At 64.7% G+C, this 21,715-nt stretch carries 19 protein-coding genes; 13 read left to right on the plus strand and 6 right to left on the minus strand.

What is annotated here, in order from left to right; genetic code table 11:
• Nucleotides 1–65 precede the first annotated feature (65 nt).
• Nucleotides 66–953 (plus strand): branched-chain amino acid aminotransferase, encoded by an 888-nt coding sequence (locus tag QW863_RS11490; RefSeq protein ID WP_315717034.1) that lies wholly within the window; start codon nt 66–68, stop codon nt 951–953.
• A gap of 1 nt (nt 954) precedes the next feature.
• On the opposite strand, the gene QW863_RS11495 is transcribed toward QW863_RS11490, so the two are convergent.
• Genes QW863_RS11495 through QW863_RS11505 form a run of 3 tightly spaced genes read right to left on the minus strand, consistent with a single transcriptional unit; the run spans nt 955 to nt 4,032 of the window.
• Complete coding sequence (locus QW863_RS11495; RefSeq protein WP_315717035.1) at nt 955–1,836, minus strand: acyl-CoA acyltransferase; 882 nt, start codon at nt 1,834–1,836, stop codon at nt 955–957.
• A 39-nt stretch (nt 1,837–1,875) separates the two neighbouring features.
• Nucleotides 1,876–2,838 (minus strand): amino acid--[acyl-carrier-protein] ligase, encoded by a 963-nt coding sequence (locus tag QW863_RS11500; RefSeq protein WP_315717036.1) that lies wholly within the window; start codon nt 2,836–2,838, stop codon nt 1,876–1,878.
• 42 nt (nt 2,839–2,880) lie between these two features.
• Entirely contained in the window at nt 2,881–4,032 is a 1,152-nt protein-coding gene (locus tag QW863_RS11505) for an acyl-CoA dehydrogenase family protein (RefSeq protein WP_409977914.1), read from the minus strand.
• Between the two features lie 417 nt (nt 4,033–4,449).
• On the opposite strand from QW863_RS11505, the gene QW863_RS11510 reads away from it, so the two are divergent.
• From QW863_RS11510 to mtnA, 3 genes are all read left to right on the plus strand, one after another.
• The gene (locus QW863_RS11510) at nt 4,450–4,722 is read left to right on the plus strand and encodes a phosphopantetheine-binding protein (protein WP_315717167.1); all 273 of its coding nucleotides are present in this window, start codon (nt 4,450–4,452) and stop codon (nt 4,720–4,722) included.
• Nucleotides 4,723–4,812: 90 nt separating this feature from the next.
• Entirely contained in the window at nt 4,813–5,688 is an 876-nt protein-coding gene (locus tag QW863_RS11515; RefSeq protein WP_315717038.1) for an S-methyl-5'-thioadenosine phosphorylase, read from the plus strand.
• A 12-nt stretch (nt 5,689–5,700) separates the two neighbouring features.
• A complete protein-coding gene (gene mtnA, locus QW863_RS11520) occupies nt 5,701–6,807 on the plus strand; it encodes an S-methyl-5-thioribose-1-phosphate isomerase (protein ID WP_315717039.1) in 1,107 nt (368 codons plus the stop codon).
• 89 nt (nt 6,808–6,896) lie between these two features.
• On the opposite strand, the gene QW863_RS11525 is transcribed toward mtnA, so the two are convergent.
• Nucleotides 6,897–7,532: an HAD-IA family hydrolase gene (locus tag QW863_RS11525; RefSeq protein WP_315717040.1), complete on the minus strand. Its 636-nt coding sequence runs from the start codon at nt 7,530–7,532 to the stop codon at nt 6,897–6,899.
• 91 nt (nt 7,533–7,623) lie between these two features.
• On the opposite strand from QW863_RS11525, the gene QW863_RS11530 reads away from it, so the two are divergent.
• Entirely contained in the window at nt 7,624–8,394 is a 771-nt protein-coding gene (locus QW863_RS11530; protein WP_409977915.1) for a S1 family peptidase, read from the plus strand.
• Nucleotides 8,395–8,504: 110 nt separating this feature from the next.
• A complete protein-coding gene (locus QW863_RS11535) occupies nt 8,505–10,007 on the plus strand; it encodes an NAD(P)/FAD-dependent oxidoreductase (protein WP_315717042.1) in 1,503 nt (500 codons plus the stop codon).
• 244 nt (nt 10,008–10,251) lie between these two features.
• Here QW863_RS11535 and QW863_RS11540 read toward each other — a convergent pair whose 3' ends face one another.
• Both QW863_RS11540 and QW863_RS11545 read right to left on the minus strand, forming a co-directional pair.
• Nucleotides 10,252–11,169, minus strand: coding sequence for a response regulator transcription factor (locus tag QW863_RS11540; RefSeq protein WP_315717168.1), 918 nt, complete (start codon nt 11,167–11,169; stop codon nt 10,252–10,254).
• Nucleotides 11,159–14,533 carry an ATP-binding protein gene (locus QW863_RS11545; protein ID WP_315717043.1) on the minus strand — a complete coding sequence of 1,125 codons (3,375 nt, stop codon included), beginning with the start codon at nt 14,531–14,533 and terminating at the stop codon, nt 11,159–11,161. The genes QW863_RS11540 and QW863_RS11545 overlap by 11 nt, the downstream gene beginning before the upstream one ends.
• Nucleotides 14,534–14,718: 185 nt before the next feature.
• On the opposite strand from QW863_RS11545, the gene urtA reads away from it, so the two are divergent.
• From urtA to QW863_RS11580, 7 genes are all read left to right on the plus strand, one after another.
• Nucleotides 14,719–15,981, plus strand: coding sequence for an urea ABC transporter substrate-binding protein (urtA, locus tag QW863_RS11550; RefSeq protein ID WP_315717044.1), 1,263 nt, complete (start codon nt 14,719–14,721; stop codon nt 15,979–15,981).
• A 241-nt stretch (nt 15,982–16,222) separates the two neighbouring features.
• On the plus strand, nt 16,223–17,149 hold the full coding sequence (gene urtB / locus QW863_RS11555; protein WP_315717045.1) for an urea ABC transporter permease subunit UrtB: 927 nt from the start codon (nt 16,223–16,225) through the stop codon (nt 17,147–17,149).
• Nucleotides 17,150–17,188: 39 nt separating this feature from the next.
• Nucleotides 17,189–18,328 carry an urea ABC transporter permease subunit UrtC gene (urtC, locus tag QW863_RS11560; RefSeq protein WP_315717046.1) on the plus strand — a complete coding sequence of 380 codons (1,140 nt, stop codon included), beginning with the start codon at nt 17,189–17,191 and terminating at the stop codon, nt 18,326–18,328.
• 10 nt (nt 18,329–18,338) lie between these two features.
• Nucleotides 18,339–19,094, plus strand: a complete 756-nt coding sequence (urtD, locus tag QW863_RS11565; protein ID WP_315717047.1) for an urea ABC transporter ATP-binding protein UrtD — start codon at nt 18,339–18,341, stop codon at nt 19,092–19,094.
• 204 nt (nt 19,095–19,298) lie between these two features.
• Nucleotides 19,299–19,988 carry an urea ABC transporter ATP-binding subunit UrtE gene (urtE, locus tag QW863_RS11570; protein ID WP_315717048.1) on the plus strand — a complete coding sequence of 230 codons (690 nt, stop codon included), beginning with the start codon at nt 19,299–19,301 and terminating at the stop codon, nt 19,986–19,988.
• A gap of 36 nt (nt 19,989–20,024) precedes the next feature.
• Complete coding sequence (gene fmdA / locus QW863_RS11575; RefSeq protein ID WP_315717049.1) at nt 20,025–21,254, plus strand: formamidase; 1,230 nt, start codon at nt 20,025–20,027, stop codon at nt 21,252–21,254.
• A gap of 96 nt (nt 21,255–21,350) precedes the next feature.
• Nucleotides 21,351–21,692: a zinc ribbon domain-containing protein gene (locus QW863_RS11580; RefSeq protein WP_315717050.1), complete on the plus strand. Its 342-nt coding sequence runs from the start codon at nt 21,351–21,353 to the stop codon at nt 21,690–21,692.
• The last annotated feature ends 23 nt before the right edge of the window (nt 21,693–21,715 follow it).

Here is a 21,715-nt window from a genome sequence, read left to right on the forward strand (position 1 = left end):
GGGAAATCCTTAAAATATTCACGCCAGAAGTGCAGATACGATCGATGCCGAACGGGAGCGCCGCCATGACCCACATCGTCAAGCCTGTCAGTTACTCGCAGACCTGGACCTTCTTCGACGGCGAATGGCGCGAGGGCAATGCACCGATCATGGGCGTCCGGACCCACGCGACGTGGCTCGCATCGACCGTGTTCGACGGGGCGCGCGCATTCGAAGGCGTGACGCCCGATCTCGATCGGCACTGCGCGCGGGTGAATCAGTCCGCGATCAATTTCCGGCTCAAGCCCGTGGTGGACGTCGAGACCTGGATGGGGCTGGCGCGGGAGGGCGTCGCGCGCTTCGCAGCAAGAGCCGAGCTCTACATCCGCCCGATGTACTGGGCGCAGCACGGCGCCGGCGGAGGTGTCATGTTCGATCCCGAGACCACCAATTGGTGCCTGTGCATCTATGAGGCGCCGATGCCGCAGCCGACGGGCAACGCCATCACGCTGTCGCCGTTCCGGCGGCCGACGGCCGAATGCGCGCCGGTCGACGCCAAGGCGGCGTGCCTCTATCCGAACAATTCGCGCGCGCTGATCGAGGCGGCCTCGCGCGGCTTCAACAATTGCCTGATGCTGGATCTGCTCGGCAACGTCGCCGAGTTCGGCAATGCCAACGTGTTCATGGTCAAGGATGGCGTTGTCTTCACGCCAGTGCCGAACGGAACCTTCCTCAACGGGATCACGCGACAGCGCGTGATCGAATTGCTGCGAGGCGACGGCGTCAGTGTGGTCGAGACGACGCTTCGATATGACGATTTTCTGAACGCCGACGAGATATTCTCATCGGGCAACTTCGCCAAGGTCGCGCCGGTGATCCGCATCGACGAGCGGACGATGCCGATCGGTCCGGTGTTCAGCCGTGCGCGCACGCTGTACTGGAACTATGCGCACCAGGCCAGGGCGGCGGCATAGGTCAGGACCCGTAGATCGGAAGCTCGGTGTCGCTGAGATCGCCGAGCCGCGCCGGCTGCGGCCCCTTGATGTACTTGCGGCCGCGGCGTTCGGTGTAGACGCCGTACAGCCCGGCGACCGGTCCGTTGGCGTCGACGATGACGGACACGCGGCCCCGCAGCAGCAGGAAACGGCCGACGGCGCCGGCGCAGGCGACATAGTCTGAGATGTCGCGGCAATAGATCAGCTGCATGGCGGGCAGTGCGAACCGTCCTTGCCGGATGCGCGCCTGCTGCAGCACCAGGGGAATGCTGCTCTGCTTCGACCTGACCACGATGCTGAGACAGCCATGGCCGGCGTGGCGGATCAGCAGATCCGCTTCGTCGGATGGAATGCCGTCTACAGCGTGCGCATCTGCCGCGACCTGTTGGACTCGAGCACCCTGGCCCGCAGCCGAGAGTACCGGAATGGAAAACAACAGGCCGCGACAATAGGCACGAAACCCCTGAGCCTCGATGATCGGCCAGGTCCGGCGCGCGGCGCTGATGTTGACGTAGGTGACCTCGGGCCGCCGCTGGGCGATCGCGGTGAGCATCGTCGCGTAGTTGCGGAACGCCGGCTCGACATACCAGCTCGAGAGATTGCACCAGATCCGGGGCTGCGCTGGTGTGCCTCGATTGCTGTAGATCAGCAGCAGGACGCCAACCGCATTGCCGCCCTGCTCGAGCAGGTAGCCGTAGCGTGGATAGCCCTCGGGCGTCGGGCGCGCGGCCTGTCGCTGCAGGCCGCTCGACCAATAGCGGCGGGGGCGCCGGGGAAAGCCGCGCGCCAAGAGATCGGCGACCGCGTCCAGATCGGAGGCTCCGATCTCGCGGCACCGGATCGGTGGCTGGAGCGCGCTCATGAGATGGTCTGCCGATCCCTCGCCGGCGGCTTGGTGGCGTCAGCCGACGGTGCTTGCCTGGCGCTCGAATTGCAGCGCTTCCCGCACGCGCGACGGCCAGCGCGTCGGATCGATGCCGTGGGTGTGGAACAGCGCGACTGCCAGGCGGTCCATGCCGAAGGCCACGCAACCGGTGTGCGCCGGCGCACCGTCGGCATCGTCGATGCCCCAGGTGGTGCCGAAATGCTCGCGATGATAGTTGAAGCTCATGCAGGCGGTGGGCTGCTCCTCCGAGCGCAACGGCACCAGCAGCTCGAATTTCAGCGCCTGCTGCTTCTGGCTGACCGCCTTCATCTGGCCGACGCGGCCGAAGAACGGGTCGCTGGCGTGATCGACGCGGAACGACAGGCCGAGATCGCGCGCAATCGCCTGTGCCTTTACCATCCAGCGGTCGCGGAATGCCGAGACGTCGTCGGGCGTGCCGATACAGACATATTCGCGCATCCGGAACGACTGCAGGCGGTCGAGATGACGCGACGGCTCGCGGCGGAAGCAATCGGCCGCGACGTCGAAGCGCAGGCCGCCGACCGGCAGCGCGCCGCGGCTCGCCGCGATCGGATAGACCGGATAGCAGGCCGCGGGCGACAGCACGAGGTCGGCTGGTGACAATGAGGTGGTCCAGTCGCCGCCCTTGTCGAACCGTGCCACGGCTTCATGGATGTCCCGCTCGGTGCCGTGCAGGCCGCAGACGCAGCCGAGCAGGTTGGGGAAACTCTTGAGATAGCCCGATTTTTCGAGCTGGGCGCGGCTCATGACGGGCGGAAAGCGCATGACCTCCGTGCCGGGCTCGCGATGCCGCGTGATGAGCGTCGCGAGCCGCTCCACCACGCCTTCATACAGCGCGGTCCGCGCATAGACGCCATCCGCGCCCATGCGATGGAACAGCGCGCCGGTCAGATGATCGAGCGCGTCGGCCGGCTGGGGTGCAATCTCGGGCGACTGCGGGAGAACGGGAATCGTCATTGTGCAAATCCTGGGTGGAGGCAATGGCTGCAATCGGCGCGATCATTCATGGAGCGAAGTCGGTACCGTGCTCATCAAGTTGGCCGTGGCAATGTTTGCGAGAATACGGTCGTTGTTGATCATGATCGGCGCCGACAGAACGTCGCGCAGGTGGCGGCCGATCGAGAACTCGCCGTCGTTGCGATAGCCCGAGAGACCGCAGGCGCGCATGGCATGCATCACGGTCTCGACGGCAAGTTCAGAGGCCTGCACCTTCAACAGCGTGATGGAGGATTGGAAGTCGAGCGAACCCAGCGCCCGCTCGTCATACTCATGGGCGACGAAGGCATCCATGTTGGTGACGATCATCGCGCGCAGCCGGGCCAGCGCCATCTTCGCCGCGGTGTAATGCGCAGCTGCCGGCGGCATCTGTCCGCCGGCGCCGCGTGCGGCCTTGCGCAGGAAGCGCTGAGCGCGCTCCACTGCGGCCGCAGCGATGCCGGCCCAGGCCGACGACCAGCACAGATGTGCGAACGGCGTCATCGTCTGGCCGTGGATTCGCTCATAGGGCTCGGTGAACATGCGGTCGGATGGACAACTCACCTCGAGCGCGAATCCTGTTGAGCAGGTGCCGCGCATGCCCAGCGTTTCCCAGCCAAGGGTGCGCGAGATCGTGTAGTCGTCCCTGGTCAGCGCCAGCAGCACCTGATCGGAGGCGGCGGCGCCGTCGGCGCGCCGTGCAATCGTGACGAGGCCATCGGCTTCCGCGCCATAGGAGATGACCGTGGCGTCGCGCTTCAGCGAGATGCGGCCATTCTCGTGGCCGACGGCCGCAGCGCTTGCGCGGATGTTGCCGCCGTTCTGTCCCTCGGTGGTGGACGAGGCCATCAGCAGCTGCTCGGATGCGATACGGCGCATCAGGGATTCCATGTAGGCGCTGCCGCGGCCGTGACGCACCAGGCAGGCGACCTTGGTCTGGTGCATGGCGAAGATCATGGCGCTGGAGGCGCAGGCGCGGCCGAGCGCATAGCAGGCATCGGCAATGTCGTGAATCGAGGCACCGAAGCCACCGAACTCGACAGGAATCTGCATCCCGAGCAGCTTGTGCTCGCGTGACGCTTCGATTGCTGCCTTCGGGAAGCGGCCGTCACGGTCGACCTCGTCGGCTTCCGCGGCGGCCTGCGCGGCAACAGCGGCGGTCCGCTGCAGGAACATGTCGCTGCGATCGAGCAGGAGGCTCTCGCCATCGTCGGGGATCGGGTTTCGAAGCGCGGTTCCCTGGAGAGTCATGACCGATCGATACTCCGGATTTTGTCTCGTTGAGAGATCGGCACGTGCGTCCTCGCAAGATCAGGACAGATGCACTGCGCCTTCTTTGGGCTGCACGCAGGGTATGGATTTGATTCAAATACGTCGACGAAATTCAGGGTAAACGCCGCGCCATCGACGGGTGGGGGTTAATTCCTGGTTGTTTTGGTCCGAGAATTCTGGACCAAGCCGTTAGCGTTAAGACGAGTTCAGACTTGGAACGGGCTGCGGCGTAACTCTTTCGACGCCGAATTGCATTATCTCCCTGCGCGAGCGTCGATCAGATCCGACGTGCCCGAACAAGCCGCGAGTGAAGAGGTCCCCATGCCGAGTTTCGATGTCGATGTCAGTCACAGGATCGTGGCGCTCGTGCGCGATATCCTCGCGCAGAACGCCACGGCCGCCGACGTGACGGCGGATGCAAAGCTCGTCGACATCGGGCTGACGTCCATGGACATGGTCAACCTGATGCTGGCGCTTGAGGCGGAGTTCGATTTCACCATTCCGCAGGAGCTGATCACGCCGGAGAACTTCCAGTCTGTCGCCACGCTGGAGCGTCTGGTGAGCGGTCAGCTGGCGGCAGCCAAGGCTGCCTGATCCAGTTGCCACGCCCCACGGATCACCGCGTCGCTGTTTTCAATTCGTCGCAAAGCTGGCATTCTCGTCTCGGTTGGAGATGGGGACGTCATGACGAAGGCTGTGCTTGGCATTATCGGCGGCTCAGGCATCTATGATCTGCCGGGACTGGAAGATGCCCGCGAAGAGGTGATCGCGAGCCCCTGGGGTGAGCCGTCGGCGCCGGTACGCCGGGGGACGATCGCGGGCCTGCCGATCGTGTTCCTGCCGCGCCATGACAAGGGACACCGGCTGTCTCCCTCCGATATCAATTATCGCGCCAACATCGACGTGCTGAAGCGCGCTGGCGTCACCGACCTGGTGTCGCTGTCGGCCTGCGGCTCGTTCAAGGAAGAGCTCCCGCCGGGTACCTTCGTGCTGGTCGATCAGTTCGTCGATCGCACCTACAAGCGCGAGAGCTCGTTTTTCGGCAAGGGGTGCGTCGCCCACGTGTCGATGGCGCATCCGGTTTCGCCGCGGTTGCGCATTCATCTGGCGGCGGCGGCCGAGGCGGAAGGCATCGCGGTCGTGCGCGGCGGCACCTATGTCTGCATGGAGGGGCCGCAATTCTCGACCTATGCCGAGAGCATGACCTACAAGGCGTCAGGCTATTCGGTGATCGGCATGACCAACATGCCGGAGGCGAAGCTCGCCCGCGAGGCCGAGATCTGCTACGCGACGGTCGCAATGGTGACCGACTTCGACTGCTGGCATCCGGATCATGACGCCGTTACCGTGCAGGACATCATTCGCGTGCTCACCACCAACGCCGACAAGGCCAAATCACTGGTCTCGCGGCTCGCCCGCGAGTTTCCGCGCGAGCACGAACCGTGCCCGATCGGCTCCGACCGTGCGCTCGATACAGCCTTGATCACTGCGCCGGAGGCGCGCGATCCCGAGCTTCTGAAGAAGCTCGATGCGGTCGCAAGCCGTATCTTGCGCGGCTGAGGGGGATCGAACATGAAGGTGGACGGCCGGCACTATCGCAGCATCTGGCTCGACTCCGATGGCTGGTCGGTCTGCGCGATCGATCAGCGCCGATTGCCGCACGAGTTCGTGGTGGCGAAGATCACGACATGCGAGGAGGCCGCTGACGCGATCCGCGGCATGCTGGTCCGCGGTGCGCCGCTCATCGGCGCTACCGCCGCGTTCGGCATGGCGCTGGCGATGCGCGACGACCGCTCCGATCCCGGCATCGACCGCGCCTACGAGATGCTGATCGCGACGCGGCCGACGGCGATCAACCTGAAATGGGCGCTCGACACGATGAGCACCATGCTGCGCCGGCTGGCGCCGTCGGAGCGTCGCGATGCGGCCTATTCCCGCGCCGTCGACATTGCCGGCGAGGACGTCACGATCAACCAGGGCATCGCCGCGCACGGCTTCGCGCTGATCGAGGCGGCCGCGGCGCGCAAGAAGCCGGGCGAAGTCGTGAACGTGCTGACCCACTGCAATGCCGGCTGGCTTGCGACCGTTGATTGGGGCACGGCGACCGCGCCGATCTATCTCGCGCACGATCGCGACATTCCGATCCATGTCTGGGTCGACGAGACCCGGCCGCGCAATCAGGGCGCCTCGCTGACTGCCTGGGAACTCGGGCATCACGGCGTGGCGCATACCGTCATCCCGGACAACACCGGCGGCCATCTCATGCAGCATGGGATGGTCGATCTCGCCATCGTCGGCACCGACCGCGTCGCCGCCAATGGCGACGTCTGCAACAAGATCGGCACCTATCTGAAGGCGCTGGCCGCGCATGACAATGGTGTGCCGTTCTATGTCGCGCTGCCGTCGCCCACGATCGACTTTGCCGTTGCCGAGGGACGGCAGATCCCGATCGAACAGCGCAGTGCGCAGGAAGTGACCGAGATGACCGGCCGCACCGCCGACGGCCGCATCGAGACCGTGCGCATCGTGCCGCCGGGATCGCCAGTTGCGAACTACGGCTTCGACGTCACCCCGGCCCGGCTGGTGAGCGGGTTGATCACCGAGCGTGGCGTGCTGCGGGCCGACGGCGCAGCACTGGCGGCGGCCTTTCCGGAGCGGGCCAAACAGACGAACTATTGAGATCAGCGTCGTTGCGAGCGCAGCGACGCAATCAAGAATCCCACGAAGCCTCCGGATTGCTTCGGCGCAAGTTCGCCGCGCAATGACGATCAGCGCAGGCTCAATCCCGTCGCCGCTTCCAGCTCCGCGATCGCCTGCGATGCGCTGACGACCTTGATCGTGGTCATGCCCATCTCGCGCGCCGGCTTCAGGTTGATGCCGAGATCGTCGAGGTAGAGGCAGTCCGCGGGGCTGACTCCGAGCGTCTCGGTCATCATCTGGTAGATCCGGGGATCGGGCTTGCGCAGCCCGATCTTGGCCGATTCGATCACGTGATCGAACAGCACCATCACCTCCGCGACGTACAACGAGCGGCCGCCCTGGCTGCCGGTTGCGTTCGCCGGGAGATTGTTGGTGATGCAGCCGGTCTTGCATTCCGCCTTGATGCGTCGGAGCGCCTCGACCATGTCGGGCCGGAGATCGCCGGCGAGCAGCGGCAGCACCTCGCGCCCGCTGACCGCTGCGCCACCGAGTGCCAGCGACTCCTCGGCAAACAACCTGTCAAACGTCTCGAGGTCGATTTCGGCGCGCTCGAATTTCGCCCAGGCGTTCTCGAGATGGTTGGCGGCATTGGTGTTGCGGATGATGTCGACGGGATAGCCGCGCTCCTTCTCGAACCGCGCGAATGCCTCGAACGGCGATGTCGTCATCACGCCACCGAAATCAAAGATCACCGCCTCGACCATGTCAGTCCCCGTCCTCCCTCGATCCCTGGATGATCGCTAGCACGGGACGCCGCACTTGGCGACCTCGGCGGCAGCCGCTATTGCTGCCGCGATGAAGCCGTCTCACGCAATCATTGCAGCCGCCGTCCTGCTGGCGCCATCGCCAATCCTTGCCATCGTCGGCAACGCGCCGACGCTGAATGACGGCATCGGCCGGTCCGTGGTCACGATCGTCGGCTCGCGCGGCAATTTTTGCAGCGGCGCGCTGATTGCTCCGAGGCTGGTGCTGACCGCCGGACATTGCGTGCAGCCGGGGCTCGATTACCGCATCGTGGAATACGATCGTGACCGCAAGCCGGTTCTCAAGACGGTCCGGCGGGTGGCGGTGCATCCGAGCTTCAGCGTGCAGGCCATCCTGGCACATCGCGCCACCGCCGATGTCGCGCTGCTGGAATTGGAGGCGCCCGCGGAGGCGCGCGTGCCGGTGGCGCTCGGCGTGCCGCAGCCGCCGCTTGCCGCCGGCAACGCGTTCACGGTCGCAGGGATCGGCGTCGCGATTCCCGGCGACGGCAAGAGCGGCGGCGTGGTGCGTGGGGCTGCGTTGGTTGCGACGGGCAAGCCAGGCACGTTGCAGATCCGGCTGGTCGATCCGGCGACGCAAGGCGCGCGGTCCGGACTGGGCGGATGCACCGGCGACTCCGGCGGCCCTGCGTTCGAGACGCAGCCGCGGGGTCAGGTGCTGATCGGCGTCATCTCATGGTCGACCGGACCGAATCTCGGCGCCGGCTGCGGCGGCATGACCGGCGTCACGCCGCTCACGCTATATCGCGATTGGGTCGCACAAACCGCGCGGCAATGGGGCATGCCGCTCAGCGGAAATTGAGATCGTTCAGGGCTGGGTTGCGGCTCGCCGTCGCGGGTTGACCATCGTCGTGATCGGGTTCAGCCTGTCACGCGAGGAAACACCATCAAGACCAAAGCCCAGGGACTCACATGAACGTCATCGCGCCCATCCGGGAGGCCGCGTCCTCGCACGCGACCGAACATTTCGACGTGCTGATCGTCGGCGCCGGCATCTCCGGCATCGGCAGCGCCTATCAGCTGAGCAGGCAGATGCCCGAAAAGCGTTTCGTGATCCTGGAGAGCCAGGACAGCTTCGGCGGCACCTGGCGGACGCACCGCTATCCCGGCATCCGCTCCGACAGCGACCTGCATACGTTCGGCTACAGCTTCAAGCCATGGGTCGGCCCGCCGATCGCGACCGCGGAAGAGATCCTCAAATACATGGGCGACGTGATCGAGGAGAACGGTCTCGGCCGGCACATTCGCTACGGCCACCGCATCGTGTCGGCGAGCTGGTCGAGCGCGACCGGTCTCTGGACGGTGCAGGCGGTGAAGGGCAGGGATCAGCAGCCCGCCACCTTTACAACGAATTTCCTCTGGATGTGCCAGGGCTACTACCGCCACTCCAAGGGCTACACGCCGGAGTGGCCGGACATGGCGGAGTTCAAGGGCCGCATCGTGCATCCGCAGGTGTGGCCCGAGGATCTCGATCTCACGGGCAAGCAGGTCGTGGTCATCGGCTCCGGTGCGACCGCCGCGACCATCCTGCCATCGATCGCGGGCCAATGCGCACACGTGACCATGCTGCAGCGCTCGCCGACCTACTTTCGCATCGGCCGCAATGCGATCGAGCTGGCCGAGGAGCTGCGGAGACTGCAGGTGAAGGAGGAATGGATCCATGAGATCGTCAGGCGCAAGATCCTGTTCGAACAGGATTGGTTCACCAAGCGCTGCCTGACCGAGCCCGACCAGGTGAAGAAGGAGCTGATCGGCCAGATCAGCGCCATCCTCGGACCCGACTACACCGCCAAGCACTTCACGCCGAGCTACCGTCCGTGGCGGCAGCGCATCGCCTTCGTACCGGACGCCGACCTGTTCGAAGGCATCAAGAGCGGAAAGGCTTCGGTCGTGACCGACGAGATCGAGCGGTTCACGCAAGACGGCATCAAGCTGAAGTCCGGCGACGAGCTCAAGGCCGACATCATCGTCACCGCGACCGGCTTCGATCTTTGCGTGCTCGGCGATATCGCATTCTCGATCGACGGCAAGCCGCTCGACTTCGCCGACACCGTGACCTATCGCGGCATGATGTTCACCGGCGTGCCGAACCTAGCCTGGGTGTTCGGCTATTTCCGCGCCAGTTGGACGTTGCGCACGGACCTCGTCGCGGATTTCGTGTGCCGCCTGCTCGCGCACATGAAGGAAAAAGGCGTGAGCAAGGTCGTGCCGGCGCTGCGCCCGGAGGATCACAACATGCCGCTGCTGCCATGGATCGACCCGGAGAACTTCAACCCCGGCTACATGATGCGCAACATGCACCTGCTGCCCAAGCGCGGCGATAAGCCGGAGTGGCAGCACAGCCAGGACTATTGGAGCGAGAAGGACCAGATCCCGGCAATCGATCTGGATGATCCGGCGTTCGTGTATGGGTGAGCTTTTGACGGCCGGTGTGCCGCTCCAAAGACGGCGTCGTCCCCGCGAAAGCGGGGATCCATAGCCACCGGCAGGTGTGTTGGGCACAACGTCAACTTTCGTCCCGCCTCAAGCAGCATCACGCGGTATCGGTCCCGGGTCGGCGCCCGCCGGCGCTTCGCGCCGCAGGGCTTGCGCGGGACGGCAGTGATGGTTGGGGCACGCTGGTCGGCCCGCCTCCTCCTCCCGCCTCATCCCTCCCGCCTCATCCCTCCCGCCGCGTCACCCCCGTCGCGACCGCCGCGGCGGCGGTGCGGTTCTCGACGCCGAGCTTGGCGTAGATCTGCTCGAGGTGCTTGTCGACCGTGCGCGGACTCAGTCCCAGAATCTGCGCGATGTCGCGGTTGGTCTTGCCCTTGGAGAGCCATGACAGCACCTCGCCCTCGCGCGTGGTGAGACCGAACTCGCTGGAGAACTCCTTGGGCAGCTCACCGGAGGACTCCTTGGCGAGCCGCAGCAGGAACTCGTTGGGCTCGGCTCCGCCCATGTAGTAGAGGCGCAGTTCGGGATGATCCGGGATCGAAGCGGCGGCCTTCGCACCGCCCTTGCCGTTCTGCGCCTGATCCAGCCACAGCCGCAGCGCCTCCGGCAGCACGAGGTCGTCGGCGGTGCCAAGACTGTCCGACAGCAGCTTCTGCGCCTGCGGCGTTGCCCACATCAGCCGTCCCTCGCGGTTGACGGCGAGCAGGAAGCGACCGGAGACGTCGAGCGCGGCGCGCGCACTCTGCGTCATCCGGGCGTTCGCGAGATGCACGCGGATGCGCGCCAGCATTTCCGAGACCGCGATGGGCTTGGTGACGTAATCGACGCCGCCGGCCTCCAGTCCTTTCACGATATGCTCGGTATCGGCGAGCCCGGTCATGAAGATCACGGGGACGTTGGAGAGGCCGGCCTCGCGCTTCAGCTTGCGGCACGTTTCGAAGCCGTCCATGCCCGGCATGACCGCGTCGAGCAGGATGATGTCCGGCGTGATCTGGTCGACGATGCGCATCGCGGCCGCGCCGTCGAGCGCCACCATCACGGTCATGCCGGCGCCATCCAGCGCGTCGGTGAGCAGCCGAAGCGTTTCTGGCGAGTCGTCGACCACCAGCGCGACGTCACGCTTCCTGCTGTCAGTGCTCATAGGCATGCAAGGTCTTCAGAGTTGCCATGTACTGATCGAGATCGAAGCGGTCAACAAGCGTGCGCATATGGGCGACGAAGTCGGCATGCTCCGGATGCGCGTTGCGGATCTCGTCGAGCTTGAGCTGAATGGCCCTGATGTAGCCGATCTGGCCGAGGCTCATCAACTCCTCGACATAGTTGAGCGGGGGTCGGGATCCGGTGTCCGGCCGCCAGCGTGGCGGAGCCACGGGGATATCGGTCTGGTAGCTCCATTCGAGCTTCAGCAATTGACGTATCGCCTCCAGCAGCCTTGGGATGTCGATCGGCTTCATCAGGTAGCTGTCGTGAAAGGGTTGCGCCAACGGCCGGCCGTGCGCTTCGAGCGCGCTCGCAGATGTCATCAGGATCCGGGCCTGATGATGACCGCTGTTGCGCAAGGTCTCGGCCACTGTCCAGCCGTCCATGCCGGGCATCGAGATGTCCAGAACGAACAGATCCGGCTGGCAGTGTTGTGCAAGCGCGAGGCAGGCGGGACCGTCGGGCGCGCTCAGCAGGATGAAGCCGAGCGGCGTCAGCACCTCGCGCAGGAGGTCGCGATGCACAGGATCATCGTCGGTGATCAGAATCGTCCTGCGCGGCCCGAGATAGCCGGCCACCGGCGCCTTCACCGGTGGATGCCGTGTCGGGTTGGTGACCTCCGACAGCAGGATCTTGACCTTGAATGTGCTGCCCGCGCCGACTTTGCTCACGACCTTGATGTCGCCGCCCATGACGCCGGCGAGCAGACGGCTGATCGTCAGGCCGAGCCCCGTACCTGTCTGCGGCTGCGCAACCCCGAGCGCGCCGCGCTCGAAGGGCGCGAAGATGCGCTCCAGATCGTCAGGCTGGATGCCCGGACCGGTGTCGATCACCTCGAATTCGGCCACCGGGCTCCGATAATGCACGACGAACTGGACGCTGCCTTCCCCAGTGAATTTGATGGCATTCGACAGCAGGTTGATCAGGATCTGGCGCAGCCGCTTCTCGTCGGCATAGACGACCAGCGGCAGCACGGCAGGCCGCTTGAACACGAAGTCGACGCCCTTCGCCGCAGCCTGCAATCGGAACATGCCCACGAGCTGATCGAGGAATTCGCTCAGGCGGACCTCGTCGCGCGACAGATAAAGTCGCCCGGCCTCGATCTTGGAAATATCGAGAATGCCATCGATCAGGCCGGACAGATGATCGGCGCTGCGGCGGACGACGCGGACCTGGTCCCGCGGCTTCGGTGCGAGGCTCGTGTCCTGCTCGAGCAGTTGCGCATAGCCGGAGATCGCGTTCAGCGGCGAGCGCAGCTCATGGCTGAGGCCGACGACATAGCGGCTCTTGGCGAGATTGGCCGACTCCGCCACCTCCTTGGCGCGTTGCAGCTCGGCGTCAGTGCGCTTGTGCGCCTCGATCTCCTGAATCAAAAGCTGCGTCTGCCGGCGCGTCTCGGCCTCGGCGGCGCGACGGCTCTGCTGCGCCAGCACGAACAGCCAGGTCACCACGCCGATGATGATGGACAGGGCGAAGAACACCTTCCACAGCACGTCGGAGATGATGCCCTTGAAGCCCGGGAGAGCCGCCGAGGTCTCCAGATAGATCATGCCGAGCGTCAGTGCGACGAGCCCGGCCGATGTCAGAAATACACCGACATAATGACCGAGCTGCGAGTTGATCTTGGCCAGCAACGACTCTGGCAGCATGCCGCTGAGCGCCGCTGCGACCTGCGCCTGTGCCCGCGCGTGCGGCTTGCACAGGTCGTGGCAGCGGGCGTCGAGCGAGCAGCACAGCGAGCAGATCGGACCCGCATAGGCCGGGCAAGAGGCGGTGTCCTCCGGCTCGAACTGATGCTCACAGATGCAGCATTGGATCCGCTCGATGTTCTGCCAGCTCCGCTTTGGCTTGCGTGCCAGATAGTATTTGCCGTCGGTCAGATAGGCGATCGCAGGCGCGGTGACGAGCGCGACGCCGAGCGCGACGAAGGTCGACAGCGCCTTTCCGGTCGGCCCGAACAGGCCATAGAAGGCGCTGATCGAGACGATCGTCGCGATCGTCATCGCGCCGACACCGACCGGGTTGATGTCGTAGAGATGGGCTCGCTTGAACTCCATCTGCGGCGGGCGCAGGCCCAGCGGCTTGTTGATCACGAGGTCGGCGACCAGCGCGCCGACCCAGGAGATCGCGATGTTGGAGTACAGCGCCAGCGTCTGCTCCAGCGCCTTGTAGACGCCGATCTCCATCAGCAGCAGCGCGACGACGACGTTGAACACCAGCCACACGACGCGCCCCGGATGGCTGTGCGTCAGACGCGAGAAGAAGTTCGACCAGGCGATCGAGCCGGCATAGGCGTTGGTGACGTTGATCTTGATCTGGGAGACGATCACGAAGGTGCCGGTCAATGCAAGCGCCAGGTCCGGCCGGGCCAAGACGTAGCGGAACGCCTCCAGATACATGTGCGCGGGTTCGGCGGCGTGGTCGGCGGAGACGCCGTGGCTCAGCGCGAAGAAGGCGAGGAACGAGCCTGCCAGCAGCTTCAGTGCCCCGAGCACGATCCAGCCAGGTCCGGCCGACAGCAGCGCGATCCACCACGAACGCTTCGATGTGCGGCTGTCGCGCGGCAGGAAGCGCAGGAAGTCGACCTGCTCGCCGATCTGGGCGACCAGCGAGAACACGACCGCTGCCGCGGTCCCGAACAGCGCCAGATCGAGATGGCCCATGGGATCGCCGTGCTCGCCGGGAAACTGCTGCCATTCGACAAAGGAGTGCGGGCTGGCATAGGCGATTGCGGCAAAGGGCAGGATGTGCAGCACGACCCACAGCGGTTGCGTCCATAGCTGGAAGCGACTGATCAGGGTGATGCCATAGGTGACGAGCGGGATGATGACGACGGCGCTGATGAGATAGCCGATCGGCCGGGGAATGCCGAAGCACATCTCCAGCGCCGAAGCCAGGATGACCGCCTCGATGGCGAAGAAGATGAAGGTGAACGACGCGTAGATCAGCGAGGTGACGGTCGAGCCGATATAGCCGAAGCCGGCGCCGCGCGTCAGCAGGTCGATGTCGATGCCGCATTTGGCCGCATGATAGGCGATCGGCAGGCCACAGCAGAAGATGATCACGCTCGCGACCAGGATCGCGGCGGTGGCGTTGGTGACACCATAGTTCAGCGTAATGGTGCCGCCGATGGCCTCGAGTGCGAGGAACGAGATCGCGCCCAGCGCGGTGTTGGCGACGCGGGCGGCCGACCAGCGCCGTGCGCTCTTGGCCGTGAAACGGAGCGCATAGTCCTCCAACGTCTGGTTGGCGACCCACTGGTTGTATTGGCGCCTGACGCGGTCGATCCGCTGCCGCCCTGCCACTCTCGAACTCCTCACCCGCGAGCGCTTGTCCGCATGCTCGTCCTGCCCCTCGCAAGACCTACGCAGAGCCTACGTCGCGCTTTTGCGGTGCAGTATACGCAATCTTGCGTATCCGTGCGTTGCACAAACCGCGCCATCCTTCGTCTGACCCAACGCGTGTCCTCGAACCAATGAATGGGGTGCTCATGTCAGACGAAACGAAAAAGGGCCTCAAGTCGCCGCTTCGGCGGCAGTTGCTGATGGGAATGGCCGCGATCCCGGCGCTGGCCATGATGCCGCGGCCGTCCTTCGGCGCCGGCCCCGCAACCTCCGCTGTCAACACCACCGGCCTTGCAGTCACGGATAGCGAAGTCACCGTCGGTATTCTGCATTCGGTCACAGGCACCATGGCGATCTCCGAGACCGGGTCAGTGCAGGCCGAGAAGCTCGCGATCGAGCAGATCAATGCCGCGGGCGGTGTGCTCGGCCGCAAGATCAAGTACATCCAGGAGGACGGCGCGTCCGACTGGCCGACCTTCGCCGAGAAGGCGAAGAAGCTGCTGGTCAACGACAAATGCGCCGCCGTGATGGGCTGCTGGACCTCGGCCTCGCGCAAGGCGGTGCTGCCGGTGTTCGAGCAGTACAACGGCATGCTGTACTACCCGACCTTCTATGAAGGCCTCGAGCAGTCCAAGAACGTCATCTACACCGGCCAGGAAGCCACCCAGCAGATCATCGCCGGCCTTGACTGGGTCAACAAGACCAAGGGCGCGAAGACCTTCTATCTGCTCGGCTCCGACTACATCTGGCCGCGCACCTCGAACAAGATCGCGCGCAAGCACATCGAGGGCCATCTGCAGGGCTGCAAGGTCGTCGGCGAGGAATACTTCCCGCTCGGCCACACCCAGTTCAATTCGGTCATCAACAAGATCAAGCTGACCAAGCCGGACGTGATCTACGCGATCATCGTCGGCGGCTCCAACGTCGCGTTCTACAAGCAGCTCAAGGCGGCGGGCATCGACATGTCGAAGCAGACGCTGCTCACCATCTCCGTGACCGAGGACGAAATCGACGGCATCGGCGGCGAGAACATCGCGGGCGCCTACGCCTGTATGAAGTACTTCCAGTCGCTCGAAAATCCGAACAACAAGGCTTTCGTCGCCGAATTCAAGAAGATGTGGGGCGAGAAGACCGTCATTGGCGACGTGACGCAAGCCGCTTACCTCGGTCCGTGGCTGTGGAAGCTGACGGTGGAAAAGGCCGGCAGCTTCGACATCGACAAGGTCGCCGCCGCCTCGCCTGGCATCGAGTTCAAGGGCGCGCCGGAAGGCTATGTTCGGATCCACGAGAACCACCATCTCTGGTCCAAGACCCGCGTCGGCCGCGCCAAGGCAGATGGTCAGTATGAGCTGATCTACGAGACCGCCGACCTGGTCGAGCCCGATCCGTTCCCGAAGGGCTACCAGTAAGCCGACTGGCGCGCTTCGTTGCCATAGGCCGATGAAGCGACGTCCTTGCCACACGACAGGTGCGCTCCCTCCCCCCCCTTGTGGGGGAGGGGTGGGGAGGAGGGTACCCCACCCGCAGCTCGTCGTGGAGGCCCCCCTCCCTAGCCCTCCCCCACAAGGGGGGGAGGGAACGATCCTGGCTGCGGACACACTGTGCCGGCGCCGATCCATTTTCCAGCAGGGCATCACGAGAGGACGGATCATGTTCGGTGACTATTCCATCGGCGACCTCGGGGCCATCTTCGCGATGCAGGGCTTCGCGGGCCTCATCCTGTTTTCGGTCTATGTGCTGATGGCGCTGGGGCTTGCCATCATCTTCGGCCAGATGGGCGTCATCAACATGGCGCATGGCGAATTCATGATCCTCGGCGCCTACGTCACCTGGATGACGTCGAACGCCTTCCAGCATTTCCTGCCCTCGTTGTTCCCCGGCTACTTCTTTGTCGCGATGATCTTCGCCTTCATCGCCTCCGGATCCCTCGGCATGCTGGTCGAGTGGGCGATGATCCGCCGTCTCTACAAGCGGCCACTCGACACGCTGCTCGCCACCTGGGGTCTCAGCCTGATCCTGCAGCAGGCCTATCGTTCCGTGTTCGGCGCGCGCGAGGTCGGCGTCGAGCTGCCGGATTGGATGATGGGCTCTTGGCAGGCGACCGACGCCATCCAGATCCCAATCAACGGCATGTTCGTGATGTGCTTGACCATCCTGATCACGATCGTCGTGGCCTACGTGCTGTTCCTGTCGCGCTGGGGCAAGCAGGTGCGCGCTGTGGTGCAAAACCGCGTCATGGCGGGCGCCGTCGGCATCAACACCGAGAAAGTCGACCGCTACACCTTCGGCCTCGGCTGCGGCATCGCCGGGGTCGCCGGCTCCGCCTTCACCATGATCGGCTCGACCGGTCCGACCGCCGGACAGCTCTACATCGTCGACACCTTCCTGGTCGTCGTGTTCGGCGGCGCCGCCAGCCTGCTCGGCACCATCGCATCGGCCTTCACCATCTCCCAGGCGCAGTCGACCATGGAGTTCTTCATGTCCGGCTCGATGGCCAAGGTGCTCACGCTGTTGGCGATCGTCGCAATCCTGATGCTGCGCCCCCAGGGGCTGTTTGCCCTGAAGGTCCGCAAATAGCCGAAACGCGCAGGGAATAGGGAATCAGAAGGCACGGTCATGATCATCAACACGCGCTTCTTCAACCGCTCCGAGCTCATCGGCTTCGCTTCGCTGCTGCTGCTGCTCGTCGTCATCCTGCCGCTGGCACTCGACATCTTCCGCCTCAACCTCGTCGCGAAGTATCTGACGTATTCCTTCGTCGCGATCGGCCTGGTGCTGTGCTGGGGCTATGGCGGCATTCTCAGCCTCGGGCAGGGCGTGTTCTTCGGCCTTGGCGGCTACTGCATGGCGATGTTCCTCAAGCTGGAAGCCTCCAGCGTCGCCAACACGAAGATCCAGTCGACGCCGGGCATTCCCGACTTCATGGACTGGAACCAGCTGACGCAGCTGCCGTTCTTCTGGAAGCCGTTCCAGAGCTTCCCGTTCGCGCTCGCCGCGATCATCCTGGTGCCGGCGATCTTCGCCTTCATCATCGGCGCTGCGATGTTCAAGCGGCGGGTCGGCGGCGTGTACTTCGCAATCATCACCCAGGCGATCGCGGCGATCATGACGATCCTGATCGTGGGACAGCAGGGCTACACCGGCGGCATCAACGGCATCACCGACCTGCGCACGCTGCACGGCTGGGACATCCGCACCGACCACGCCAAGTACATCCTCTACTTCGTCGAGGTGTTCTTCCTGTTCGCAGCGATCTTCGTCGCCCAGTTCATCCGGCTGACCAAGCTCGGCCGCATCCTGGTGGCTATGCGTGAGCAGGAGGACCGGGTCCGCTTCTCCGGCTACAGCGTCGCCAATTTCAAGATCTTTGCTTTCTGCGCGGCCGCCGTGTTCGCCGCAGTCGGCGGCGCGCTGTTCACCTTGGAAGTCGGCTTCATGTCGCCGTCCTTCGTCGGCATCGTGCCGTCGATCGAGATGGTGATCTACACCGCGGTCGGCGGCCGGCTGTCGATCTTCGGCGCGGTCTATGGCTCGCTGCTCGTCAACTTCGCCAAGACCAGCCTGTCGGAGACCTTCCCGCAGCTCTGGCTGTTCGGCCTGGGTGCGCTGTTCATCGCTGTCGTCCTCGCTTTCCCGAACGGCCTCGCCGGCATCTGGGGCGACTACGTGCAGCCGCGCATCGACAAGCTGCTGGCCTCCCGCACCAAGAAATCCGGCAATGGCGGCCTCGTCGCCAACGGCGCCCCCGCAGAGTGAGGACACAGCGATGCTCATCGGTCATCAGCCCAAGGAATTCCTGCTCGCGGTCGAAGCGCTCACCGTCTCGTTCGACGGCTTCAAGGCGGTCAACGATCTCTCCTTCTACGTCGAGGAGAACGAGATCCGCGTCATCATCGGCCCCAACGGCGCCGGCAAGACCACGGTGCTCGACCTGATCTGCGGCAAGACCAAGGCGACCTCCGGCTCGATCCAGTTTCGCGGCAAGGAGCTGACCAGGCTGCGCGAGAACGAGATCGTCCAGGCCGGCGTCGGCCGCAAGTTCCAGACGCCGTCGGTGTTCGAGGATCTCACCGTGTTCGAGAATCTCGAGATCTCGTTTCCGCGCGGCCGCACCGTGTTCGGCTCGCTGACCTTCCAGCGTGACGCCGCAGTCAAGGATCGCGTCGAGGAGGTCGCCGAGATGATCTTCCTCAAGGATCGTCTCAACACCTCGGCGGCCGTGCTCAGCCACGGCCAGAAGCAGTGGCTCGAGATCGGGATGCTGCTGATCCAGAACCCGGACCTTCTGATGCTCGACGAGCCCGTCGCCGGCATGAGCGTCAGCGAGCGCGCCAAGACCGCCGAACTGCTGAATCGCATCATCAAGGACCGCTCCGTGCTGGTGATCGAGCACGACATGAAGTTCGTCGAGGACATCGCTCACAAGGTCACCGTGCTGCACCAGGGCCAGATCCTGTCCGAGGGCACGATGGAGCGGGTCAAGAACGACCCCAAGGTCGTCGAAGTCTATCTGGGGCACTGAGCCGATGCTCGGGAAATCGCTCGATCCACACCCTCGCTGCGCCCCCCTCCCCCTTGCGGGGAGGGGTCGGGGGTGGGGGTCCACACGGGCAGTCTCGCCCTGAGCCACCCCCCTCCCCAACCCTCCCCCACAAGGGGGGAGGGAGCTTAGTGCCAATGCCGCTCGATCGGCCGTCTCACTCCCTCTTGCATAGGAAGATATCCGATGCTCGCAATCTCCGATCTCCATGTCGCCTATGGCCAGAGCGAGGTGCTGCATGGCCTGAACGTCAAGGTCGCGCCCAACGAGATCGTTGCGATCATGGGGCGCAACGGCATGGGCAAGACCACGCTGATGAAGTCGCTGATGGGCATCCTGCCGGCCAAGAGCGGTTCGATCGCGATGGACGGCGCCGAGCTCGCAAGCCTGAAGAGCTATGAGCGTGTCGCCAAGGGCCTCGCTTACGTGCCGCAGGGCCGCATGATCTTCTCGACCATGACGGTGAAGGAGAACATCGAGACCGGCCTCGTCGTCTCCGGCGAATCCGAGGTGCCCGGCGACATCTACGAGCTGTTTCCGGTGCTGCTGGAGATGAAGGGCCGCCGCGGCGGCAATCTCTCCGGCGGCCAGCAGCAGCAGCTCGCGATCGCGCGCGCGCTCGCCACCAAGCCGAAGGTGCTGCTGCTCGATGAGCCGACCGAGGGCATCCAGCCGTCGATCATCAAGGAGATGGCGCGCACCCTGAAGCGCATCCGCGACGAGAAGGGGCTGTCGATCGTCGTCTCCGAGCAGGTGCTGAGCTTCGCCCTCGACATCGCCGACCGCGTGCTGGTGATCGAGAACGGCGAGATCGTCCGCGACGATCCGCGCGACCAGGTCGATGCTGCGCAGGTCTCGAAATATCTGTCCGTCTAACCACTCCGTGCAAGCAAGTAACAAGGGGAGCTTCTGATGCCTGACACACTGATCAAGGTCGATCTGACCAAATCGGCCTACGAGAACGACAAGGTGCACAATCGCTGGCACCCTGACATTCCGATGGTGGAGTGGGTCAATCCGGGTGACGACTTCATCATCGAGACCTATGACTGGACCGGCGGCTTCATCAAGAACAACGACTCCGCCGACGACGTGCGCGACATCGACCTGTCGATCGTGCACTTCCTGTCCGGCCCGATCGGCGTCAAGGGCGCCGAGCCTGGCGATCTCCTGGTCGTCGACCTGCTCGACGTCGGTCCGCTGAAGGAGAGCCTGTGGGGCTTCAACGGCTTCTTCTCCAAGCAAAACGGCGGCGGCTTCCTGACCGACCATTTCCCGCTGGCGCAGAAGTCGATCTGGGACATCAAGGGCCTCTATACCTCGTCGCGCCACGTGCCCGGCGTGAACTTCGCTGGCCTCATCCATCCCGGCCTGATCGGCTGTCTGCCCGATCCGAAGCTGCTCGCGACCTGGAACGAGCGCGAGACCGCGCTGATCGCGACCAACCCGACCCGCGTGCCCGGTCTCGCCAACCCGCCGTTCGCGCCGACCGCGCATGCCGGCCAGGCCAAGGGCGACGTCAAGGCCAAGATCGGCGCCGAGGGCGCCCGCACCGTGCCGCCGCGCGAGCATGGCGGCAATTGCGACATCAAGGACCTGTCGCGCGGCTCGAAGATCTACTTCCCGGTCTACGTGCCCGGCGGCGGCCTCTCGATGGGCGACCTGCACTTCAGCCAGGGCGACGGCGAGATCACCTTCTGCGGCGCCATCGAGATGGCGGGCTGGCTGCACATCAAGGTCGACGTCATCAAGGATGGTGTGGCGAAGTACGGCATCAAGAACCCGATCTTCAAGCCGTCGCCGATCACGCCCAATTATCGCGACTACCTGATCTTCGAGGGCATCTCGGTCGATGAGACCGGCAAGCAGCACTATCTGGACGTCCACATCGCCTATCGCCAGGCGTGTCTCAACGCCATCGAGTACCTGAAGAAGTTCGGCTACTCCGGCGCCCAGGCCTATTCGATCCTCGGCACCGCGCCGGTGCAGGGCCACATCTCCGGCGTGGTCGACGTGCCCAACGCCTGCGCCACCTTGTGGCTGCCGACCGAGATCTTCGACTTCGACGTGATGCCGTCGTCGGCGGGTCCGATCAAGCACATCAAGGGCGACATCCAGATGCCGATCTCGCCGGACAAATAGCGGTCTCCCTGCGCGATGGGTGCGGGACGGCAGCGTATCGGCCGCCCCGCATCCGCCGCGTGAGATGGAGATGATTGTTGCGCAGGAGAAGAGACGATGCCGGTCTATGAATATCTCTGTGATGCATGCGGTCCGTTCACGGACATGCGTCCGATGGCGGAATGTGATGAGCCGCAGGCCTGTCCGCAATGCCAGGACATGGCGCCGCGCGTGATCCTCACCGCGCCCGCCTTCGCCTGCATGCCGGCGGAGCGGCGCACGGCGCATGCCACCAACGAGCGCAGCCGTCACGCGCCGCAGACGGTGGCCGAGTACAAGGCCAAACACGGTGCAGGCTGCGGCTGCTGCGGGCCTAAGAAATCGCCGCGGCTGATGACCAAGACCAGGAGCGGCGCCAAGGGCTTTCCGACGGCGCGGCCCTGGATGATCAGCCACTGAACGAACGCGAGGGGCGGCGCGTC

Source organism: Bradyrhizobium sp. SZCCHNR1017 (assembly GCF_032381375.1).
Lineage (GTDB): Bacteria > Pseudomonadota > Alphaproteobacteria > Rhizobiales > Xanthobacteraceae > Bradyrhizobium.